The organism is Aromatoleum petrolei (assembly GCF_017894385.1).
GTDB classification, from domain to species: Bacteria; Pseudomonadota; Gammaproteobacteria; order Burkholderiales; family Rhodocyclaceae; genus Aromatoleum; species Aromatoleum petrolei.
On record NZ_CP059560.1, the window covers coordinates 1,753,300 to 1,772,967 of the forward strand.

The 19,668-nt window shown below is 64.4% G+C and carries 17 protein-coding genes; 6 read left to right on the top strand and 11 right to left on the bottom strand.

Annotated elements, in window-relative coordinates; genetic code table 11:
- Positions 1-84: 84 nt before the first annotated feature.
- The 8 genes from ToN1_RS08050 to ToN1_RS08085 all read right to left on the bottom strand — a co-directional run bounded on the left by ToN1_RS08050 (position 85) and on the right by ToN1_RS08085 (position 8,884).
- On the bottom strand, positions 85-753 hold the full coding sequence (locus tag ToN1_RS08050; protein WP_169204956.1) for a phosphoglycolate phosphatase: 669 nt from the start codon (positions 751-753) through the stop codon (positions 85-87).
- 17 nt (positions 754-770) lie between these two features.
- Positions 771-1,466, bottom strand: a complete 696-nt coding sequence (gene rpe / locus ToN1_RS08055; protein WP_169204877.1) for a ribulose-phosphate 3-epimerase — start codon at positions 1,464-1,466, stop codon at positions 771-773.
- Positions 1,467-1,657: 191 nt separating this feature from the next.
- Positions 1,658-4,018 (bottom strand): GspE/PulE family protein, encoded by a 2,361-nt coding sequence (locus ToN1_RS08060; RefSeq protein WP_169204878.1) that lies wholly within the window; start codon positions 4,016-4,018, stop codon positions 1,658-1,660.
- A gap of 80 nt (positions 4,019-4,098) precedes the next feature.
- Positions 4,099-4,866 (bottom strand): 3',5'-cyclic-nucleotide phosphodiesterase, encoded by a 768-nt coding sequence (locus ToN1_RS08065; RefSeq protein ID WP_169204957.1) that lies wholly within the window; start codon positions 4,864-4,866, stop codon positions 4,099-4,101.
- 115 nt (positions 4,867-4,981) lie between these two features.
- Complete coding sequence (locus ToN1_RS08070) at positions 4,982-5,683, bottom strand: FHA domain-containing protein (RefSeq protein ID WP_169204879.1); 702 nt, start codon at positions 5,681-5,683, stop codon at positions 4,982-4,984.
- Positions 5,684-5,710: 27 nt separating this feature from the next.
- Positions 5,711-6,481: a PP2C family protein-serine/threonine phosphatase gene (locus ToN1_RS08075; protein WP_169204880.1), complete on the bottom strand. Its 771-nt coding sequence runs from the start codon at positions 6,479-6,481 to the stop codon at positions 5,711-5,713.
- Between the two features lie 24 nt (positions 6,482-6,505).
- A complete protein-coding gene (locus ToN1_RS08080; protein ID WP_169204881.1) occupies positions 6,506-7,459 on the bottom strand; it encodes an ornithine cyclodeaminase family protein in 954 nt (317 codons plus the stop codon).
- A gap of 534 nt (positions 7,460-7,993) precedes the next feature.
- Positions 7,994-8,884 carry a LysR substrate-binding domain-containing protein gene (locus ToN1_RS08085; RefSeq protein ID WP_169204882.1) on the bottom strand — a complete coding sequence of 297 codons (891 nt, stop codon included), beginning with the start codon at positions 8,882-8,884 and terminating at the stop codon, positions 7,994-7,996.
- A gap of 232 nt (positions 8,885-9,116) precedes the next feature.
- Here ToN1_RS08085 and ToN1_RS08090 point away from each other — a divergent pair, with 232 nt between their 5' ends.
- The 6 genes from ToN1_RS08090 to ToN1_RS08115 all read left to right on the top strand — a co-directional run bounded on the left by ToN1_RS08090 (position 9,117) and on the right by ToN1_RS08115 (position 15,802).
- Positions 9,117-10,202, top strand: a complete 1,086-nt coding sequence (locus ToN1_RS08090) for an ABC transporter substrate-binding protein (RefSeq protein ID WP_169204883.1) — start codon at positions 9,117-9,119, stop codon at positions 10,200-10,202.
- A 103-nt stretch (positions 10,203-10,305) separates the two neighbouring features.
- On the top strand, positions 10,306-11,412 hold the full coding sequence (locus ToN1_RS08095) for an ABC transporter ATP-binding protein (protein WP_169204884.1): 1,107 nt from the start codon (positions 10,306-10,308) through the stop codon (positions 11,410-11,412).
- Positions 11,409-13,226 (top strand): ABC transporter permease subunit, encoded by a 1,818-nt coding sequence (locus ToN1_RS08100; RefSeq protein WP_169204885.1) that lies wholly within the window; start codon positions 11,409-11,411, stop codon positions 13,224-13,226. The genes ToN1_RS08095 and ToN1_RS08100 overlap by 4 nt, the downstream gene beginning before the upstream one ends.
- Before the next feature lie 102 nt (positions 13,227-13,328).
- Positions 13,329-14,063 (top strand): aspartate/glutamate racemase family protein, encoded by a 735-nt coding sequence (locus tag ToN1_RS08105; RefSeq protein ID WP_169204886.1) that lies wholly within the window; start codon positions 13,329-13,331, stop codon positions 14,061-14,063.
- A gap of 24 nt (positions 14,064-14,087) precedes the next feature.
- The gene (locus ToN1_RS08110; RefSeq protein WP_169204887.1) at positions 14,088-15,383 is read left to right on the top strand and encodes an NAD(P)/FAD-dependent oxidoreductase; all 1,296 of its coding nucleotides are present in this window, start codon (positions 14,088-14,090) and stop codon (positions 15,381-15,383) included.
- A 59-nt stretch (positions 15,384-15,442) separates the two neighbouring features.
- Entirely contained in the window at positions 15,443-15,802 is a 360-nt protein-coding gene (locus ToN1_RS08115; RefSeq protein WP_169204888.1) for a RidA family protein, read from the top strand.
- A 38-nt stretch (positions 15,803-15,840) separates the two neighbouring features.
- On the opposite strand, the gene ToN1_RS08120 is transcribed toward ToN1_RS08115, so the two are convergent.
- From ToN1_RS08120 to gmtZ, 3 genes are all read right to left on the bottom strand, one after another.
- Entirely contained in the window at positions 15,841-16,161 is a 321-nt protein-coding gene (locus tag ToN1_RS08120; RefSeq protein WP_210148060.1) for an NYN domain-containing protein, read from the bottom strand.
- A 238-nt stretch (positions 16,162-16,399) separates the two neighbouring features.
- On the bottom strand, positions 16,400-17,062 hold the full coding sequence (gene gmtX / locus ToN1_RS08125) for a gamma-mobile-trio protein GmtX (RefSeq protein WP_169204889.1): 663 nt from the start codon (positions 17,060-17,062) through the stop codon (positions 16,400-16,402).
- Positions 17,059-19,593: a gamma-mobile-trio integrase GmtZ gene (gene gmtZ, locus ToN1_RS08130; protein ID WP_210148061.1), complete on the bottom strand. Its 2,535-nt coding sequence runs from the start codon at positions 19,591-19,593 to the stop codon at positions 17,059-17,061. The genes gmtX and gmtZ overlap by 4 nt, the downstream gene beginning before the upstream one ends.
- Between the last annotated feature and the right edge of the window lie 75 nt (positions 19,594-19,668).

Consider the following 19,668-nt stretch of genomic DNA (forward strand, 5'->3'; position numbering starts at 1 on the left):
ACCGTTCGGGCTGAACCTGTCGAAACCCTTCGACAAGCTCAGGGCGAACGGTAAGCCTGATCGCCGCCTTTTCAGCCAGGCGCGTCACGCCGCTGCGATGCGGTCGAGTGCCCCGGTAGCGACCGATAGTAGCCCATCGCATTCGATGGTGTCCACCGGCATGCCTTCGCTATATCCATAGGTCACGAGCAGCACCGGCATGCCCGCGCCGCGTGCGGCGAGCGCGTCATTGGCCGAATCGCCGATCATCAGCGCCTGCGGCGACGGCACCCCCAGCAACTCGCAAGCGTGGTGCAGCACGGCCGGGTCGGGCTTCTTCACCGGCAGCGTGTCACCGCTCACCACTGCGCCGAAGTACGGTGCGAGGCCCATGCGCTCGAGCAGCGGGAGCGTGAAGGCTTCCGCCTTGTTGGTGACGCAGGCCAGGCGCAGATCCATCGCGCGCATCGCCTCCAGCGTTTCGACGACGCCAGGGTAGATACGCGTGCTGCGGCCGTTCACGACCGCGTAGTGACGCCTGAACACGACGACCGCCTGCTCGATCTCGTCGTCGCCCGCCCCGGCGTCCTCTGTCATGCAGCGGCGCACGAGGTTGGGGATGCCCTTGCCGACGAAGGAATGGATCTGCTCGAGCGGGCGCGCCGCACGGCCCATCTCCGCGAGCATCAGGTTGGCTGCGTCGGCCAGGTCGTGGATGGTGTCGAGCAGCGTGCCGTCGAGATCGAACAGCACCGCCCGCACCGGGAAACGCATGAGGCTCACGGCTTCACTCACTGCTTGACCTTGGCGAGCTCGGCGCGCAGCGCGGCGATCACGCTGTCGTAGCGGTGGGGGTCGGCGTCGCGCCCGGCACCGAACACCGCCGAGCCGGCGACAAAGGTGTCGGCCCCCGCTGCGGCGATCTCGGCAATGTTGTCGACCTTCACACCGCCGTCGACCTGCAGCAGGATGTGGCGCCCGGTGACCGCCTCGTAGGCGTCGAGCCGCTCGCGCGTCGCACGCAGCTTGCCGAGCGTGCCGGGAATGAACTTCTGCCCGCCGAAGCCGGGGTTCACGCTCATCAGCAGCACCATGTCGATATCGTCGAGCGCGTGATCCAGGTAGTGCAGCGGCGTGGCCGGATTGAACACCAGCCCCGCCTTGCAGCCGTGATCGCGGATCAGCGCGAGGGTGCGGTGGATGTGATCGGAGGCCTCCGGATGGAAGGTGATCACGTTCGCGCCGGCCTTGGCGAAGTCCGGGATGATGCGGTCGACCGGCTTCACCATCAGGTGCACGTCGATCGGCGCCTCGGTATGCGGGCGGATCGCCTCGCACACCAGCGGACCGATCGTCAGGTTCGGCACGTAATGGTTGTCCATCACGTCGAAGTGGATCCAGTCGGCGCCGGCGGCGATGACGTTGCGCACCTCCTCGCCGAGGCGGGCGAAGTCGGCCGAGAGCAGGCTGGGGGCGATGCGGTACATTGTTGCGTTCTCCTGTTGGGCAGCCGCGATTCTATTCATGAATCCGGCGGTCGAATACCGTTCGGGCGGAGGCTGTCGAAGCCCCGCCACCGCCCTTCGCCAAGCTCCGGGCGAACGGATGTATTTGATGGCCGGACCGCCAAGCACTCAGGCAAGCTGCGCGCAGTCCGGTTCCCGTGGGGCGCGCACGATCAACGCACGCACACTCGCCGCACCTGCTCCATGTCGGTGACGCCCGCGAACACCTTCTCGATGCCGTCCTGGCGCAGCGTGCGCAAGCCTTCGTCGAGCGCCAGCGCGAGCAGCTGCGCGACGCGCGCGCGCTCCTGGATCAGGCGCTTAACCTCATTGGAGGCGACCATCAGCTCGTGCAGGCCGACGCGCCCGCGGTAGCCGCCGTTGCACTCCGTGCAGCCCACCCGGCGGTACAACGTGAACTGGCCGTCCGCCCCCGCATGCTCGGCCTTCAGCCGCGCCAGCACCGCGGCGCGGGCCGCGACCGGATCGGCCCGGAAGTCGGGGGTCGCGGCCATGTCCTCGCAGTATTCGTCGAGGATCTGGTGCACTTCGGCCTCGTCGGGGTGATAGGCCTCCTTGCACTTGCACAGGCGCTTGGTGAGACGCTGCGCGAGTACGCCGAGCAGGGCGTCGCCGAAGTTGAACGGGTCCATGCCCATGTCGAGCAGGCGCACGATGGACTCCGGCGCGCTGTTGGTGTGCAGCGTCGAAAACACGAGGTGACCGGTAAGCGAGGCCTCGATGCCGACCGAGACCGTCTCCTTGTCGCGCATTTCGCCGACCATGATCACGTCCGGGTCGGCGCGCAGGAAGGAGCGCATCATCGTCGCGAAATCCAGCCCCGCCTTGCGGTTTACCTGCACCTGGCGCAGGCCCTTCTGCGTGATCTCGACCGGATCCTCGGCGGTCCAGATCTTGGTCTCGGGGGTGTTGATGTGGCCGAGGATGGAATGCAGCGTGGTCGTCTTGCCCGAACCGGTCGGGCCGCACACGAAGAACAGGCCGTAGGGCTTCACGATCACCGATTTCAGGCGCGCGAGGTTATGCGGGCTGAGCCCCAGCTTGTCGAGCGGCAGCGGCTCGCTGTTGGCGAGCAGGCGCATCACGACGTCTTCCATTCCGCCGGCCGTGGGCACAGTGGCGACGCGCAGCTCGATGTCGAGCGGTGCGAACTTGCGGAACTTGATCTTGCCGTCCTGCGGCCGGCGGCGCTCGGAGATGTCCAGATCGCACATGATCTTGATGCGCGTCACGAGCGGACTGCGGTAGCTCGCGGGGATCTGGATATAGGGCACCAGCGTGCCGTCCTTGCGGAATCGAATCAGCGTCTTTTCCTTGCCCGGCCGCGGCTCGATATGAATGTCGGAAGCGCCCTGGCGGTGCGCGTCGATGATGATCTTGTTCACGAGCTTGACGAGCTCGTTGTCGGCTGCCGCGGAGACGTCGTCGGCGACCGAACCGTCCTGCTCGTCGTCCATGAGGTCGTGCAGCAGGTCATCGACCGAACCGCTCTCGATCGTCGGCTCGAAGTACTGGTCGACGGTCTGCTCGAACTCGCAATGCGTCGTGACGCGGTAGGCAAGCTTCTTTCTCGGAAACACGTTCTCGGCGACGCGCGACACGCGCACCTGCTCGGGATCGTAGGTGAGCAGGACGACACCTTCGTTGGTCTCTTCCAGCGGCAACCACTGGTTCTGCTGCACGTATTCGCGCTTGATGTTGCGCAGCAGGTCCATCTGCTTGACGCGGTCGGAGCGGAAAGGCTCGTACGCGACATTGAAGAAGCGCGCCGCCGCGTCGCCAATCTGCGGCAAGCTGAGACCGTACTTTTCCACCAGCACGTCCTCGACATGCGCGCCGGTCTCGCGCGAAATGCGCATCGCATCGTCCATCTCGCCCGTGACGATGCGTCCGTCGGCGATCAGCGCGTCATAACGCGAACGCAGCGCCGCGGGCGCATTGCTGCGCTGCGCGAATGCCACCCCGAGGGTCTGCGCCAGCCCCAGCAGCCCTTCCTTGGCAACAGGCGAGAAATCGCTGCCGTCGATGGGATTCAAGACCTGGATGACGCCATGCAGTGTGCCGCTGTTCGGATCCACGATCGGCGCGCACAGCATCTGCCGCGTGCGCGCGCCTGAAAGGGTGTCGCTGGTCGTGCGGAAGCGCAGATTCGGCGAGATCGCCGCGAGTTCGGCGGCATCGTAGACGTCGTGCAGGTTCAGCGCTTCGCCGGTCATTGCAACATAACCCGCGATGCTGCTCTCGTCGACAGGCAGCCTCGCCCCCGGCGCTGCTCCGCGGCCGGTCTTCACCCGTGCCACCAGGTGCGTGCCGCTCTGATTCACGACGAAAAACGACAGGTGCTCCGCGGCAAACAACGCGCACAGATCCGACGACAGCTCGGACACGATTTCGTCAATATCCTTGCTCGCATGGATGCGTGCGGTGATCGCCTGGAGCCCCTTGAAGAAGGCGAGCCGCGAGGCGACCTCCCCCCCGACTCCGGGTCTTGCTTGCGTCGTGCTCGTGGGCATGCGGGTACCTGCTGTGCGGGACGTTTGAATGGCAAACATTCTGAACCGGCCATTCTAGCGGCAGCCGCGCAGCGGGAGAATCAGAACTCGATAACCTGCCCTTGGCGCAGGGCCGAGGCGTGCAGCCGCGCACCGGCCGCGGCGAGCTGCGCCATGACGCGCTCGCCCTGCCCCGGCTTGATGTGGCTGATATGCACCTGGGGGGTGCCCGCGATCTCGTCGAGAAAGGCCGCCACCATGGCGGGGCTGAGGTGGCGGGAAGCGAGCGCAAGTCCGTGCTGTTCGTCGGGAAACGCAGATTCGATGATCAGGTGGCGCAGGTCGGGGCAGGCATTGATTGCGCTCACGAGCTCCGGCGAGTAAGTCGTGTCCCCCGAATACACGAGCTGCCCCTTCCCGCCGTCGAGGCAGTAGGCCACCGCCGGCACGCTGTGCAGGGCCGGCAGCGGCGTGATGGTGCGGTCTCCGAGGCGGACTTCCTCACCGATCTTGATCGGCTGCAGTCGGAGAAAGGGCCGGCGGCGATCGGGAATGGCGGTGAAATCGGGCCAGATCAGCCAGTTGAAGATGTGGGCGCGCAGGATGCGCAACACTTCGGGGATCGCATACACCGTGATCGGCACACCGCGCATTTCGCCGACCGCATCGACGATCAGCGGAATTGCCGCGATGTGGTCCATGTGCGAGTGCGTGACGAAGATGTGATCGATGGCCGCGAGCTCCTCCAACGCCAGGTCGCCCACCCCGGTGCCGCAATCGATCAGCACGTCATCGTCGGCGAGGAAGGCGGTGGTGCGGGCCTCGGGCCCGCCAATGCCTCCACTGCAGCCCAGCACCTTCAGCCTCATCATCCCCCGCGCTTGCAGCGCCGCCCGACCCGATGGCTCAGCAGCTGGTTTTTCGTTCCCGATACGCTAGCACCCCCCCTCGGGAAACGTCGTGCACTAAAGCACACGACCAGGCTCAGTCGGCGAGCGAGAACGCCATGCGCACACCGGCGATTTCGAGGATGTCCCCGTTGTTGAGCGGATGCGCACCGGCCTCTATCGGGCGGTTGTTCACCTGCGGAAAGGTGCCGCCTTCGGCATGGGCGATGAAATAGCCCTGCGGCCGCCGCGTAATCACGGCAACCTGCACGCCAGGCTTGCCGAGCGTGATCATCGCCTTCGCCAGCCGCAACTCGCGGCCGGCGGTGGGGCCGGTGAGGACCTTGACGATCCCCAGCCGCAGGTCGTCGTCCTCCTGTTCGGCCGTGACGCTCGCGAGCACATCCGGCGGCAGCATCTGCGCCGCGTCGCTGCGCTGGTCGGCGAACGCCCCCGCAGAGGAGCGCAGCGCATCCGACGGCTCCACGCGATCGCCGCGCGGACGACGCTTCACGTCGGACAGAAACTTGAGGCGGTACTTGCCGAGCTCGATCACGTCATTGTTGTGCAGCACGCACTTCTTCACCGGCTGGCCGTTCAGGTAGGTGCCATTCGTGCTGTTCTGATCCTCGAGGAAGGAGTCGTCGAGGATGGTCGTGATCAGCGCGTGCTGGCCGCTGATCGCGAGATTGTCGATCTGGATGTCGTTGTTGGGTTTCCGTCCGATCGAGATCCTCTCCTTGTCGAGGGCGATTTCCTTGAGCACCAGACCGTCCATGCTGAGGATGAGCTTCGGCATCGTTTCTTTCCTTCGTCCATGCGGCGCTCATGCCGCCATGCGCACCAGAATCAGGGAGATATTGTCGCGCCCGCCCTGCGCGTTGGCCAGCGCCAGCAGACGGTCGGCGGCTTCATCAGGTTGAATTTCCTGCACAGCAAGGGGCCGCAAGGCGGCAGCGATCGCCGCATCATCGAGCATGTCCGTGAGGCCGTCGGAACACAGCAGGAAGACGTCGCCCGGACCGGCGGAATGGGTTCCCGACTCGGGCACCACCACCGGGGCGACACCCAGGCCTCGGGTCAGCAGGCCGCGGAACTGCGAGTGCGTGACGTCCTCCGGCGCGAGGATGCCGGCGTCCACCAGTTGCTGCAGCATCGTGTGGTCGCGCGTCAGCCGCTCCAGCACGCCGTGACGCAGCCGATACATGCGCGAATCGCCGACGTGCGCCGTCAGTACGCGGTCGGCAAGAAACGTTCCGACGACCAGCGTCGATCCCATGCCCGCGACGTTGGGATCGCGCACTGCGGCAGCGCGGATTTCGGCGTTGGCCTCGCGCACGGCGGCTTCGAGCACGGCCGCGATGTGCGCGGGTTCATCCGCGCCCGAGGCGCCCAGGTCCTGCCGCAGCCGCCGCATGGTCACCTCCACGGCGATCCGCGACGCGACGTCACCCCCGCGATACCCTCCCATGCCGTCCGCCAGCACCGCCCACCCGCGGTCCTTGTCGACCGCGAGCGAATCCTCGTTGCGCTTGCGCACCCGCCCGACATCGCTGCGTGAGCAGAACTCCAGGCGGATCGGCGCAACGGAGCCCATGACCAGGCGACGCCCGACGCGGCCTCAGTACGGCAACTCGCAGCCGAGGCCGCGTTCGCGCGCAAGGGCGACAACGCGTGCCGCCACGGCGATGTCCTGGATCGCCATGCCCTGTGATTCGAACAGCGTGATCTGGCCGGAGCCGGTGCGCCCGTGGCGCACGCCGGCAATCACTTCGCCGAGCTCCACCCAGCGACCCGGCTGGGTGCGCCCCTTCTCCAGCAGCGGCATCAGGTCGCCCGCCTCGCGCACCGCAATCTCGCGCGAATCGACGCAGATCACATCGGCGCGCCGCACCGCCGCCTCGGACAGTTCCTGACGAGCCAGGCTGTTCGAGCCCGCCGCGGTGACGTGCGTGCCTGCTTCGAGCCAGTTCGCATCGAAGAGCGGCTTGGGCGAGGTGGTGATCGTCACGACCACGTCCGACCCGCGCACCGTTTCCTCCGCGCTGGCCGCCGGCACGACCTCGCGCCCGGTTTCGCGGCTCATCTGCGCGCAGAACGCCGCCACCCTCTCCGCGTTGCGCGCGAACACCTTGACGCGCTCGATCGGCCGAACCGCGCACAAGGCGAGCACCTGCCCCTGCGCCTGCCAGCCCGAGCCGAACACTCCGGCCACGCGTGAATCGGGCCGCGCCAGCCACTTCGCTGCAATCCCCCCGGCCGCACCGGTGCGCATCATGCCGAGGCGGTCCGCTTCCAGCACTGCGACAGGGTCGCCGCTGGTCGCGTCGAACAGATGGACCCAGAAGCGGTTGCGCCCGCCCGCCGAGGTGTAGACCTTGAGACCGGAGAGATTCAGCTCCGGCACGCCACCCTGCAACAGGTGCGTCATCGACGCCGGCAGACGCACGCGCTGGCGCGGATAATCCACGGTTTCGCCGCGCCCGTGCGCGGCCATGACCTGCTCGATTGCCTCCAGCACCACCGGCATGTCCAGCAGGCTGCCGACCTCGTGTTCCTTCAGGTAGATCGTCATTTACGCGAAGTCGTCCTTTAGCGATGGGGCCGCGCTCGGCCGATGGATCAGTCTACTCCAGACTGGTGCATGCGAAAAAAAGCCCGCCCTGCGCGGACTTATACCCTAAGGGTACATCGTTCGTGAGTGAGTGACTCAGGAGCCCAGTTAGTACAGGTGTTTCAGCGTCACAGTCTTGCGATGTATAAATGCATCGTAATGCATCATAACTTTAAGGCGCCGGCGGCAACGTCGGCGCTTTTCTTTACGCGCATCGGACTCCCTGGGACGCTGCCCCAGACCCCGCACTCGCCGTGAGGCAACCGCCGGGGATGACGTCGCTTCGCTCCTATTCCCCCGGCAGCAGCCGGGAGCGTGGGAGCCCTACAGGGCCTCAAGAGGTTTTCGCGGCATAAACGGCGTCCTCCCCGCTGCGCGGGGTCCCCTCCATTTATTCCAGGGTCCTCTTGACCCCCCTTCGTGCAGCGGCGCCCGCATCCGTCATCGCCGGTTGAATACTCCTAGGGGCGATATTTGCCGCACTTCATCGGAGCTCTATGCTTGGACGTATGGTGACATCGCGTCCTTGAGCACCTCTGCAAACGATTGAGCCAACAGGGAGCGCGGCCGGTTCGCCGGGTACATGATGCCCAGATCGAAGGGGATCGGCGGATCGAACGGTCGGCACTCTAGGCCGCGATCGGCGTATGTGCTGGCGGTGATCGGCTCAATGATCGACACGCCGATGCCGCTTGCCACCATCGTGCAGGCCGGCGCGAACATATGCATCTCTGCGCACACATTGAGCTTGGCGCGCGCCTGCTCAAAGGCTCTGGTGACGCGGAAAAAGGTCATGTGATCGCGATTCAACGTTACGATCGGAACACCGCTCAAATCCTTTGGGGTGATCCGCTTCTTGGCGGTAAGCGGATGGCCCTGCGGCATCACGCAGACACACCGCACGCTGAACGGATCAACGTCGATTGCTGCGTCGTCGGCCGGAAGCTCCGCGATGCCCACATCGAACTGCCTGGCGGCGATCCATTCCTTGACTTCTGCCGAGGTCCTGACTTGCAGCATCACCTTGACGTTCGGCCGATCTGCCAAAAAGCCGGCCAGCAAGCGGGGTACGAAGTCGATGCCCAAGCCGGGCAGACACCCCACCCTAAGCAGGCCAGCCTTCTGTTCGCGCAAGTCTTGCGCCAAGTGGGACAACTTGTCTAGGCCGATAAGAAGCTTCTCCGCTTCATCCGACAGGTGTATGCCTTCTGCCGTCGGCGACAAGCGCCCGCCGGCGCGCTCGAAAAGCTTGATGCCGATGCGGCGTTCCAGATTGGCGATCAGGTTGCTGAGCGCCGGCTGCGAAACACCCAGGTGCTCCGCAGCCCTGGTAACGGTGCCCCTAGCGATAACGGCCCTCAAGGCTTGAAGTTCACGGACGTTCATGATGCTCGCGGCTGCTGTTGCTCTATTCGAATGTTCATAACTTTGCATTATACATGACACATAAAGAATTATTGGAAATTATTCATCGGTGCCAGTACGATTCCGCTCACTCGCTCATGCAAGAAAGCGAAATCAACTGATGACCCGGCGTATGCAAATCGGCCCCGGAAGCGCCACGCTACCGATGCCCGGCAGGCAAACCCTCATCAATATCGGCTGAAGGAGACTAGAGATGACCAAGCCCATTGAATCCCCATCGAATGCCAGTCGACGCCAGATGCTTAAGGCGTCGGTCGCGGTTGCCGGGGCAGCCGTCCTTGGCGCACCCGCCATCGTCCGCGCACAGCAGGACCGCAAGATTGTCACGCGCGATCCGGGTGGCCCGTTCAGCAAGGGTTTTGCCAAGGCGTTCTACGAGCCCTTCAAGAAGGCTACCGGCATCACCGTGATCGGCATCCCTTCGACGTCGGAGCCTGCTGGCATGGCCAAGGCGATGGTCGAGGCCAAGAACTACACCTGGGACATGGCGCACCTAAGCAAGTCCACTTCCATGTCGCTGTCCGAAATCGGCTACCTCGAGCCGATCGCGCCGGCAGCCGGTGCTGGCCCCAACCTGAGCAAGATTCCCGCAAACATGCGCGGCGAGTTCATCTTGGGCATCGACGTCTACGCGACCGTGCTGGCCTATCGCACCGACAGCATGAAGAAGGCGCCTACCAGCTGGGCCGACTATTTCGACACCAAGGGCTTTCCGGGCAGGCGCGCGCTGCGCAAGAACCCGTTCGACACGATCGAAGAGGCCTTGCTGGCTGATGGCGTCGCGCCGGCTCAGCTCTACCCGCTGGACCTTGACCGTGCGTTTCGCAAGCTCAACCAAATTAAGCGCGACGTGGCGGTGTGGTGGGAGAACGGTGCGCAGAGCTCACAGTTGCTGCGCACCGGTGAAGTCGACGCGATGCCGGCATGGAATGGCCGTGCCCAAGTGGCGATTGACGATGGTGCACCAGTCAAGCTCGTCTGGAACCAGTCGCTGTGGACATTCGAAGGCTTCACCATACTGAAGGGTGGTCCGAACGTAGCGATGTGCCGGGAGTTCATCGAGTTCTGTGCCCAGCCGCAGCAGCAGGCCCTGTTCACAGACGACATCGCCTACGGCCCGACGGCACCCGATGCGTTCAAGTTCATCAAGCCCGAGCGCGCCAAACTGCTGCCGACGAACCCGGACTATCTTCCCAATATGATCCAGGTCAACTCCGAGTACTGGGGCAAGAATCAGGGCGCGATCACCGAACGCTTCAACGCCTGGCTGCTGTCCTGACACACTGACCACCCAGTCGGGGCTGATCGAAGAAACGGCGCTTGGCGTGCCGATGCGCTCGTTCGCCCCGAGCCGCAACGCTCGAACCTGATTGGATATTGCAATGCTGACTTCCGAAAATTTCAAGCTCCAGATTCGCAATGCCCGCAAGACCTACGGGCCGGTGATTGCACTGGAGAACACCAGCCTGGAAATGCGTCAGGGCGAATTCCTGACCCTGCTCGGGCCCTCTGGCTCTGGCAAGTCGACGCTGTTGATGGCGATTGCCGGCCTCAACAATCCCGACAGCGGCGCAGTCTGGATCGACGGCAAGCTGGCCACCTATCTGCCGCCATCCCAGCGCGATATCGGCATGGTGTTCCAGAACTATGCGTTGTTCCCGCACATGACGATCTTCGACAACGTCGCCTTCCCGCTGCGCATGCGCAAGGTCGATGCTGCCGCGATCAAGTCGCGTGTGGCCGCCGTGCTCGAGACAGTGCAACTTGGCCATGTTGCGCAGCGTTTTCCGCGTGAGTTGTCAGGCGGCCAGCAACAGCGCATTGCACTGGCGCGCTGTTTCGTCTACGAGCCTTCGATCATCCTGATGGACGAGCCGCTCGGCGCGCTCGACAAGAAACTGCGTGACGCCCTGCAGCTCGAGATCAAGCACCTGCACGAAAAAATGGGCATGACGGTGCTCTACGTCACCCACGACCAGGAAGAGGCGATGGTGATGTCCGACCGCATCTGCCTGATGAACCACGCTGCAATCGAACAGATCGGCACACCGCAGGATCTGTACTTCAGGCCGAAGACCGTTTTTGCCGCGGATTTTTTGGGTGAGTCCAATCTGATCGACACCGTTGTGAGTGAGATTGAGGGGGAACGCATCAAGGTGACGGCAACCAACGGCAGCACGGTCTGCGGACACGCGCAGGCCACCTTCAGAGTCGGCGAAAGCGCGATTGCCATGGTCCGCCCGGAAAGTGTCCGGCTGCTTCGCGCCGACGAAGCTGAAGAAAACCAGGTCCAGGCAAGCGTCAAGGAGATCATCCTGTCCGGGCCGGTGATCAAGTGCTATGTCGAACTCGCCGGCGGCGCCGAGATGAAGCTGACACAACTGACCAGCGGGCCGGTTCACGGTTTGGCGAAAGGCCAGAAGGTGCGCCTGGGCTGGTCGGCCGATCGCACGGTGGTGCTGGCGAACAAGCGGGAGTTGGCATCATGAGCCCGCAAAAGATCGCGGCGGCCTTGCCGGCACAGACGCCCGGCGGGACGAAGCGCCGCAACTCGACCTGGCGCAAGGCCTGGCCGATCTACCCGGCCCTGCTGTTCCTGGCGATACTGTTCGTGTACCCGATCGTGGTGTTGCTCAGCATGAGCTTTGCCAGCGATGCGGGGGTTGCGGGCTTCGAGCAGTATTCGCGCCTGCTTTCAAGCCCGGTGTATGCCAAGGTTCTGGCCATCACCTTCAAGACGGCCGGCTGGACCACAGTGATTGCGATGATTGCCGGCTACCCGGTGGCCTACCTGATCGCCACCGCCAGGCCAAGCATCTACAAGTTGCTGATCGTCCTGGTGCTGATGCCGTTCTGGACCAGTTTTCTAGTGCGCATCTTCGCGTGGATGGTGCTGCTCGGACGCCATGGCGCGATCAACGACTTGCTGACGGCTCTCGGGATTGTCGACGCGCCGATCTCGATGATCTACAACTTCACCGGCGTATTGATCGGGATGGTGCACGCCATGATGCCGCTGTGTGTGCTGACGATGTTGTCGGTGATGGAGAAGATCGATGGCAACCTGATGAAGGCCGCCTCGACGCTCGGCGCGCGCAAGGGCTCGATATTTTGGAAGATCTACTTCCCGTTGTCGCTATCTGGCGTAGCCGCCGGTGGTCTGCTGGTGTTCATCACCTCGCTCGGCTTCTTCATGACGCCGGCCCTGCTCGGCGGCGCGGGCGAGACGATGATCGTGCAAGAGATCATCTTCCAGGTGCAGAACATGCTGAATTGGCGCTTTGCGGGCGCGGTGTCGGTGCTGTTGCTGGTTTCGGCACTGATCGTCTTCGTGATCTATGACGCCTTGCTTGGCCTGTCCACTCTGTCGGGTGAGTCAGGCGGGGCGCGTGCCAACCTGATCGGTCGGATTTCATCTCAGGTTGGTGGCCAGATCCTCTCGGTTCTGGCCTGGATCTTCGACAGCGCCGGCGCCTTGTTCGACAAGATGATGCCTGCGCGCGGCGACAAGCCGCGCAAGCAGCAAGGTGCCAGATTGCTGTGGATCGGCGGTTTGGCGGCGATCGGCTTCCTCGTCTTGCCGGCGTTGTTCGTCATCCCGATCTCGTTCACGCAAGACAGCTTCTTGTCCTGGCCGCCGAACGGCTTCACCTTGAAGTGGTATCAAGCCGTCTTCGCCGACGGTCGCTGGGGCGGGGCTGCAGGCCGTTCGTTCATCGTGGCGTTGCTGGCAGCCGCGGGTGGGACGCTGATCGGCGTGCCCGCTGCATTCTTCCTCGTTCGCCAGCGCATGGCGGGCAAGACTGCGCTGCTCGCCTTCTTGATGGCGCCGATGATCCTGCCGCACATCATCGTTGCCGTCGCGCTGTTCTATGTCTTCTCTCAGATCGGCTTGATCGGGACCACGTTTGGCCTGGTGCTGGGGCACACCGTGCTGACGATTCCCTATGTGGTGATCACAGTGATGGCCGTGATCAAAGGCTATGACATCCGCCTCGATCATGCGGCCTGGACGCTGGGGGCATCCCGTGTCAAGACCTTTTGGCACATCACCATACCGGTTCTGAAGTCCGGCCTGATCGCCGCGTTCATGTTCGCCTTCATCACCTCGTTCGACGAATTGACGATTGCGCTGTTCCTGACCGGAGGGGAGATAACTACCTTGCCCAAGCTGATGTGGGACGACGCGCTGCTCAAGGTCAGCCCGATGCTCGCCGCGGTGGCCACCCTGTTGCTGGCATTCATGACTGTGCTGATCCTGGCATCGGCCGGGCTGCAGCGGCGCGGCAGCAAGCCGGCCTGAAATGACCCCGCCACGCTCACTTCGTTGGCTGCGCTCCCCCGAGGGACCTCAGTACTTCGAAACGGCCGGGCGGTACTGTGAGATAGGTAAAGGAGCAGTTTGATGCAAATGCAAGGCGGGCAAAACATCTGTGGCATCCCGATTGGCGTGCTGTGCCTGGAGTCGTACTTCCCGAAGCCGCCAGGGCATATCAAGTGCCCCAGCAGCTTTCGCTTTCCGATTGCCTACAAGGTCATCAACGGTGTGACGGTCGCGAAGCTGCTGCGTGAGCCCAGTGGAGCGCAGCTGGATCATTTCATCGCCGCAGCGCGAGAGCTCGAAGCCGAAGGTGTTCGCGCGATCACCGGCAGTTGCGGCTTTCTGGCGCTTTACCAGCAGGAGCTGGCAGCCGCGGTCCAGGTGCCGGTATTTGCTTCCAGCCTGTTGCAGGTGCCATTGGTTCGTCGGATGCTGCGACCGGACCAGAAAGTGGGCGTCTTGACTGCCCACAAGGCGAGCCTGACACCGGCGCACCTGCGCGCCGTCGGTGTTGACGAGGGCATGGTCTGCCTGTCGGGCATGGAGGGACAGCCCGAGTTCAGCGACGTCATTCTGGAGGGCAAGCGCCATTCGATGGATCTTGCCAAGGTGGAGTCAGAAGTAGTCGAGGTTGCGGTCTTGCTAGCGAAGGCCAAGCCGGAGGTCGGCGCGATCGTGCTTGAGTGCACCGACATGCCGCCGTTTGCGCACCGGATTCAGCAGCAAACGGGATTGCCGGTGTTTGATCTTTCCACGCTGACGAACATGGTCGGCGAAGCGGTCAACCGTCAGCCGTACAGCGGAATATGGCCGCGCTGAGCCGGTGACAAAAAGGAGCAAGAGATGTCTGCAGGATCTGGCGCACGGCGCGAGGTAACGATTGTCGGCGCCGGCATTGTCGGCATATCGGCCGCCATCAATTTGCAGCGCGATGGCTGCAAGGTCACCGTCGTCGACCGCGGTCCTCCTGGCGAGGGAACCTCCATGGGGAATGCCGGCGTATTTGCCAGTTGCGGGTTCGTCCCGGTAGCGACACCGGGCTTCGCATGGAAAGCACCAGGCATGTTGATGGACCCACTAGGCCCGCTATCGCTCAGATGGTCGTATATGCCGCGGATGATTCCATGGCTGGTCAGCTTCCTTCGAAACAGCTCACCGCAGGCAGTGGAGCGGATTGCCGACGCCATGAGCGCGCTCGTCGGCAGCAGCGTCGAGGATCATCTGGCCTTGGCGGCCGGCACAGGGGCCGAGCAATGGGTGCGGCCGTCGCCTTATCTCTATGTCTACGCGGACGAAGCTGCGTTCTTGGCCGAGTCTTATGCCTGGGGACTGCGGCGCGCGCGTGGAGTGAAGTGGGCCACGCTGCGGGGCGACGCAGTACGCGAGTTCGAGCCGGCTCTGGGCTCAGATTACCGATTTGCGGTGGTACTCGAGCGCCACGGCTATACGCCTGACCCGCTGCAACTGGTCACGGCTTTGGCGGCGCATTTCGTCCGCGAAGGCGGCACCGTCTTGCAGCGTGAAGTCAAGGATATCGAGATTGGCGCCGACGGCCCCACCCGGCTGCTCACCGATCAAGGCCCGGTCGATATCGGGCGGCTGGTGATCAGCGCCGGTGCCTGGTCCGGCCGCCTGGCTGCGCGGCTCGGCAGCCCGGTGCCGCTGGAAAGCGAGCGTGGCTACCACGTCACCCTGCAAGAGCCGGGGCTGATGCCGCGTTACCCGATCATGTCGACCGGCGGCAAGTTCGTTGCGACACCGATGGCCTGCGGCCTGCGCGCTGCCGGAATCGTCGAATTCGGTGGCCTTGATGCACCAGCAAAGCCGGACATGACGCTGCGCCTGCTCAAGCATGTGAAGAACCTCTTTCCTGGGGTGTCGACAGAGAAGTACACCGAGTGGATGGGGCACAGGCCATCGCTGCCGGACAGCTTGCCAGTGATCAGCCGCTCACCGCATTTCGAGTCGGTATTCTTCGCCTTCGGCCATCAACATGTGGGCATCACCGCGGGGCCCAAGACCGGGCGCCTAGTGGCCGATATGGTGGCAGGCCGCGTGCCGACCATCGATATCAGCCCTTTCAGCGTCAACCGATTCCAGGCTGCACGCCGGCCTGTGGCCGACCCGGCAATGGCGTAGCGGCAATGCCGGCTTGCCGGTACCGTGCAATGCAAACAAGCGACTCAGGAGATCTACAAATGACTTCGTCCATCGATCGCCAGCATACTGGTCCCCGGATGAGCAAGATCGTGCGCCATGCCGGCCTGGTATACCTTTGCGGCCAGACGTCGTCGGATTCCGAGGTCACCGACATAGCGGGGCAGACTGCTGAGGTGATTTCGCGGATCGACGCCTTGCTGGCTGAGGCCGGAACCGACAAATCGAGGTTGTTGTCGGTGCTGATTCATCTCAAATCGATCAACGACTTTGCGGCGATGAACGCCGTCTGGGAAGGCTGGGTCGCGAAAGGAACAGCGCCGGCGCGAACGACTGTCGAGGCGCGACTGGCAAGCCCAGCGTTGCTGGTGGAAATGACGGTGGTGGCGGCCGCGGGATGAATGGCGGCTGACCGGCGTGGGCAACCATCACGGTGTCTTCATCGGCGGCAAATGTCGCCCGCATCCAGCGCGCGCTTCAGCATGTCGACAGCTGAGTTGGCGGGTGGGGGAGGGGTGGTGTCCTTGGCCTCTGCTAGCTTGCCTTCGGCTGGCGCCTCGGGCTCGACCAGGCTGTCGTAGTAGCGGAACTCGTGGCAGCTCTTGGCCCAGTGCTTGTTGGTGTTGCGGCGGTTGCCGATGCCGATGAGGGTCCGGCCTGCAGCCTTGATCTTCTGGGGCACGGGCATGAAGTCGCTGTCGCCACCGACGAGGACAACTGCCTCGCGATGCTGCAGCGTCGTCCCGGCGAGAGTCTGCATCAGTTGCTCGTCCGACTCGATGACGCCATCGCCCGTGCCTACGATAACGAGCTCTTCACCGACGAGATCAACGGCCAGGACTGAGTCAAAGAAAGGGCAGCCGCGCCACCCCCCGGCTAGGTATGGGATTGCCGGACGGCTACTCAGTTCATGGGGCCGCTTTGGGTCGTTTTGAGCCAGTCAGGTCGGACGCGATTCAGTGGCCATCTGCATGCGATTTCGCAACTGGCGCGGCGGGTCAGTCGTTTAGGACCTTGCGAATCGCCCGGGCAAAGCCCACCTCGAACACGGTACGGCCGCGCTCGTTGAGGATTTCGCCATGGCTGCCTTCCTTCAGGCCCCGCTCGTCGAGGTAGTCAGCCGACACCGCCTTCTGTAAAGCGACGCGCTCGGACGGGGTCAGTTGCGCGGACAGGGCGAGGACGGCCACCGGCTGCGCCCCGGGCGCGGATGAGACGGTTGCGCCTAACGGGCGGCGGTCGACAGTGACCTGCGTGTTGGCCTTCAGCACGTTGAGCTGCGCCTTGAGCTTGTCGCGCTCGGCGATGATGGCCTGCATGATGGAGCGGAGGGCCGGGTCCTCGATGCGCATCAAGTAGTCATGGCTCGCCAGGGTCTTCGGGGGCTTCGGTGCGGGCGGTCCGGCGTAGGCACCCCAGGCTTCGATGAGCGCCTTGTAGTCCGCCGACTGGGCGTTGTAGAGCGCACGGCCCTTCATGATGCCTTCGGCTTCGGCCAGGCGGCCGATGGCTGCAAGCGAGAAATCGCGCGAGCCGGTCGCATGCTGCCTGCGACAGAGCTCGTGCATCTTCTCGAGGTTCCCCCGCCGGTTCGAGCGCGCGGCCTTGGCAAGCAGGGACTGCAGGACCGCGTCCGGGTGGATGTCGGTCGCGCCGTTCATGCTTCATCTTCCAGCAGAGACTGTCGGCCGCCAGGCATCGCTGAAACCGGATGAGGCGTGGGTAGCAGCGAGGCGAGGTCCATGTCGAAGTGCTGGCTGAGACGCGCGCCGGCGTCCATCAGGCGAATCACTTCGCGTTGACCGAGCGCGGGATTCACCGGGTTCATCTGCTGGGCAAGGTGCCGCATGAAGGCGTTGCCGGCGAGCAGCTGCTCCTGTTCGCTCAACAGCATGAACACGGGCGGCAGGTCGTCGCGGTAGAGGACCGCGTCGAGCAACTGGCTGCGGCGGAACACCGCCTTGCCGGGCTCGAGGTCGGGATAGACCTCGACGTTTTCGCACACACCAGCGAGCTGGAGCAGTTCGGACTCCGTTTCCTCGAAGGCGATATTCACATCGCCCGCCGTGCCGGCCGCCACCAGCGGCGTGCCGTCGCCCTGCGGCGCTTCGAGCGCCGTCTTGCAGCGTTCGATGAGACGCCAGCAGGCCACCAGGTCCTCCGCGAAGTCGCTGAAGCGCTTCATGGCGCTCTCCCACACCCGCTCGGCCTGGTGGTAGGCGTCGAGCCGGGTGAAGGGCTGGCCGGCCTCCTCGGCGTCCGCCTTCTGCCTCTTCAGGTCCTGAAGCTCGTTTTCACGGTTGAGACAGGCATTGCGCGCCTCGTCGAAGTGGTAGGCGAGCGCGTTGAAGTGGGCGGCCAGCGCCGGCAGGTAGTGCGGCTCGGTCACGAACCAGCGGCAGCGCACGCAGTTGCGGCTGCCGCCCGGAACGGGCCCGTACTTAGGCGTTGAAGCCGAGCCCAGGTTTGGCCCGCCGTTGTGGCAGCCCCCCACCGCGCCGTTGTCCTCGACCTCGCTGGTGTTGCCGCCGACGAGACACAGGCCGTGGTGCATCGGCATCCAGCCCACCGGGTTGCGCGCGGCCGGATGCGGCGGGACAGCAGCGGCGAGGCTGGTCACGCTGTTGCAGATGGCCGTTTGCAGCAGTTCCTCGTGCTCGGTGTCGAGGAGGAAGTTCTGGATGCTCGCCTCCTTGGCCGCCTCCAGCCGCTCGCGGGCGCCGAGCAGCTCGTCGCGGATGTACGTCGCGCCGGGCTTCGTGTAGTAGAGCGTCATCAGCAGGCGGCTGTGCCCGACGAGCTTCTGCAGCACGGGGAACGGCACCTGGCCTTCGAGCGCCAGCGCGGTGATGAGGGAGACGCGCACGCTGTGCAAGGGGAAGAGTGTCGCCCACGAGTTTGTCGCCCGTTCTTCCGGCTGCGGCAGGAAGCGAATCGGCGTACCGTTGCGATGGGTCTCGCCCCGGTCGGCGAGCCGTTGCTCCAGCGCTTCGAGCAGGGAGAACCATAGCCTGTCCGGCATATTCCGGGTCACTGGCAGATGGTAGCCCCCGTCTCGTGCCTCCGGCAGCCTGAAGAGGAAGCAGGTGTCGGGGTAGCCCGCCAGTTGCACCTCGCTTTTCGCTTGGACGTGGCGAGCGTCCAGTTCCGTCCAGGCCGTGCGCCGCGAGACCGGGTTGTACTTTGCCTGCCAGTTGCGCAGCTTCTCCAGCCAGTAGCAGCCGTCCTGATGTACCGGTCCGCCGAAGGCCCACGGCAGGACGTAGCCCTTCTCGGCGCCGGACTTGGCGATGTCGGCGGTCTTGTTGGTGTTGATGTAGAGCACGGTCGAGACCGCCTCGCCATCGGCGAGCGGGTTGGTGCGGCGAAACACGCCCTGTTGCAGCGGCCGCCTTTCGCTGCCCTGCGCGAGCCGACTCGGGTTCAGCGTCCAAGAGCCGCCCGCGTAGCGCCAGGTGTCGGCCTCGCCCGAGTCGAGCATGCGCACCTGGAAGGTGCGTAGCGGCAGGATGAGCTTCACGAGCAGGGCGACCCAGCGCACCGGGCTCCACATCTCCAGACGCGTTCCCGTGCTTAGCGGGCGCTCACGCCACACGCAGTCCGGGTCCTTCCCGTCAATCTGCTCTTCGGTCACCTCGAACCAGTCGGGCGCGCTATGCCCGCGTTGACCGATTTCGGCCCCCAGTGCGTTCTGCGCCCACTGCCAGTCACGGAAGTGCGGCCCGGCCGCGAGCATCTGCCGTAGCTCGTCGATGTAGCCGTAGGGCAGTGGCGAATGCACGCTCTCGTCGTGGTCGGGCAGCCCGCTATTGGTCAGCCGGGGCACGGGGTTGTGGAAGGCGGGTGACACCACCGGCTGGCCGTTGTCGGCGGCTTCGCTGAACTCGCGCAGCAGCACGAAATGCAGGAAGGCGTGGATGACGTTGTTGTATTTGATACCCTTCGCGGAATCCGGACAGGCTGTTCGATAGAAGTCGGGCAGGACGGTGGTGCGCGCCAGGAACACCGCCGGGTCGAGCGGCAGGCCCTGCATGATGAGATAACGTTCGAAGAAGGCCACCAAGGCGTGGAGCCTCATGTCGACCCCGCGTGTTTCGCCTTTCATCCACTCCACCGCCAGCGCTCGCCACGCGGCGAGCTGCGGATAGCCGCGTTCGACCCAGCCGAGGGTGGCATCTGTTTCCCGTGTCACCCCTTTCTCCCTGGGGGCCGGGACGGCGGATGCTCCGGACGCGCTTGTTTTCTTCTTTTCGCTCATGAGGATTCC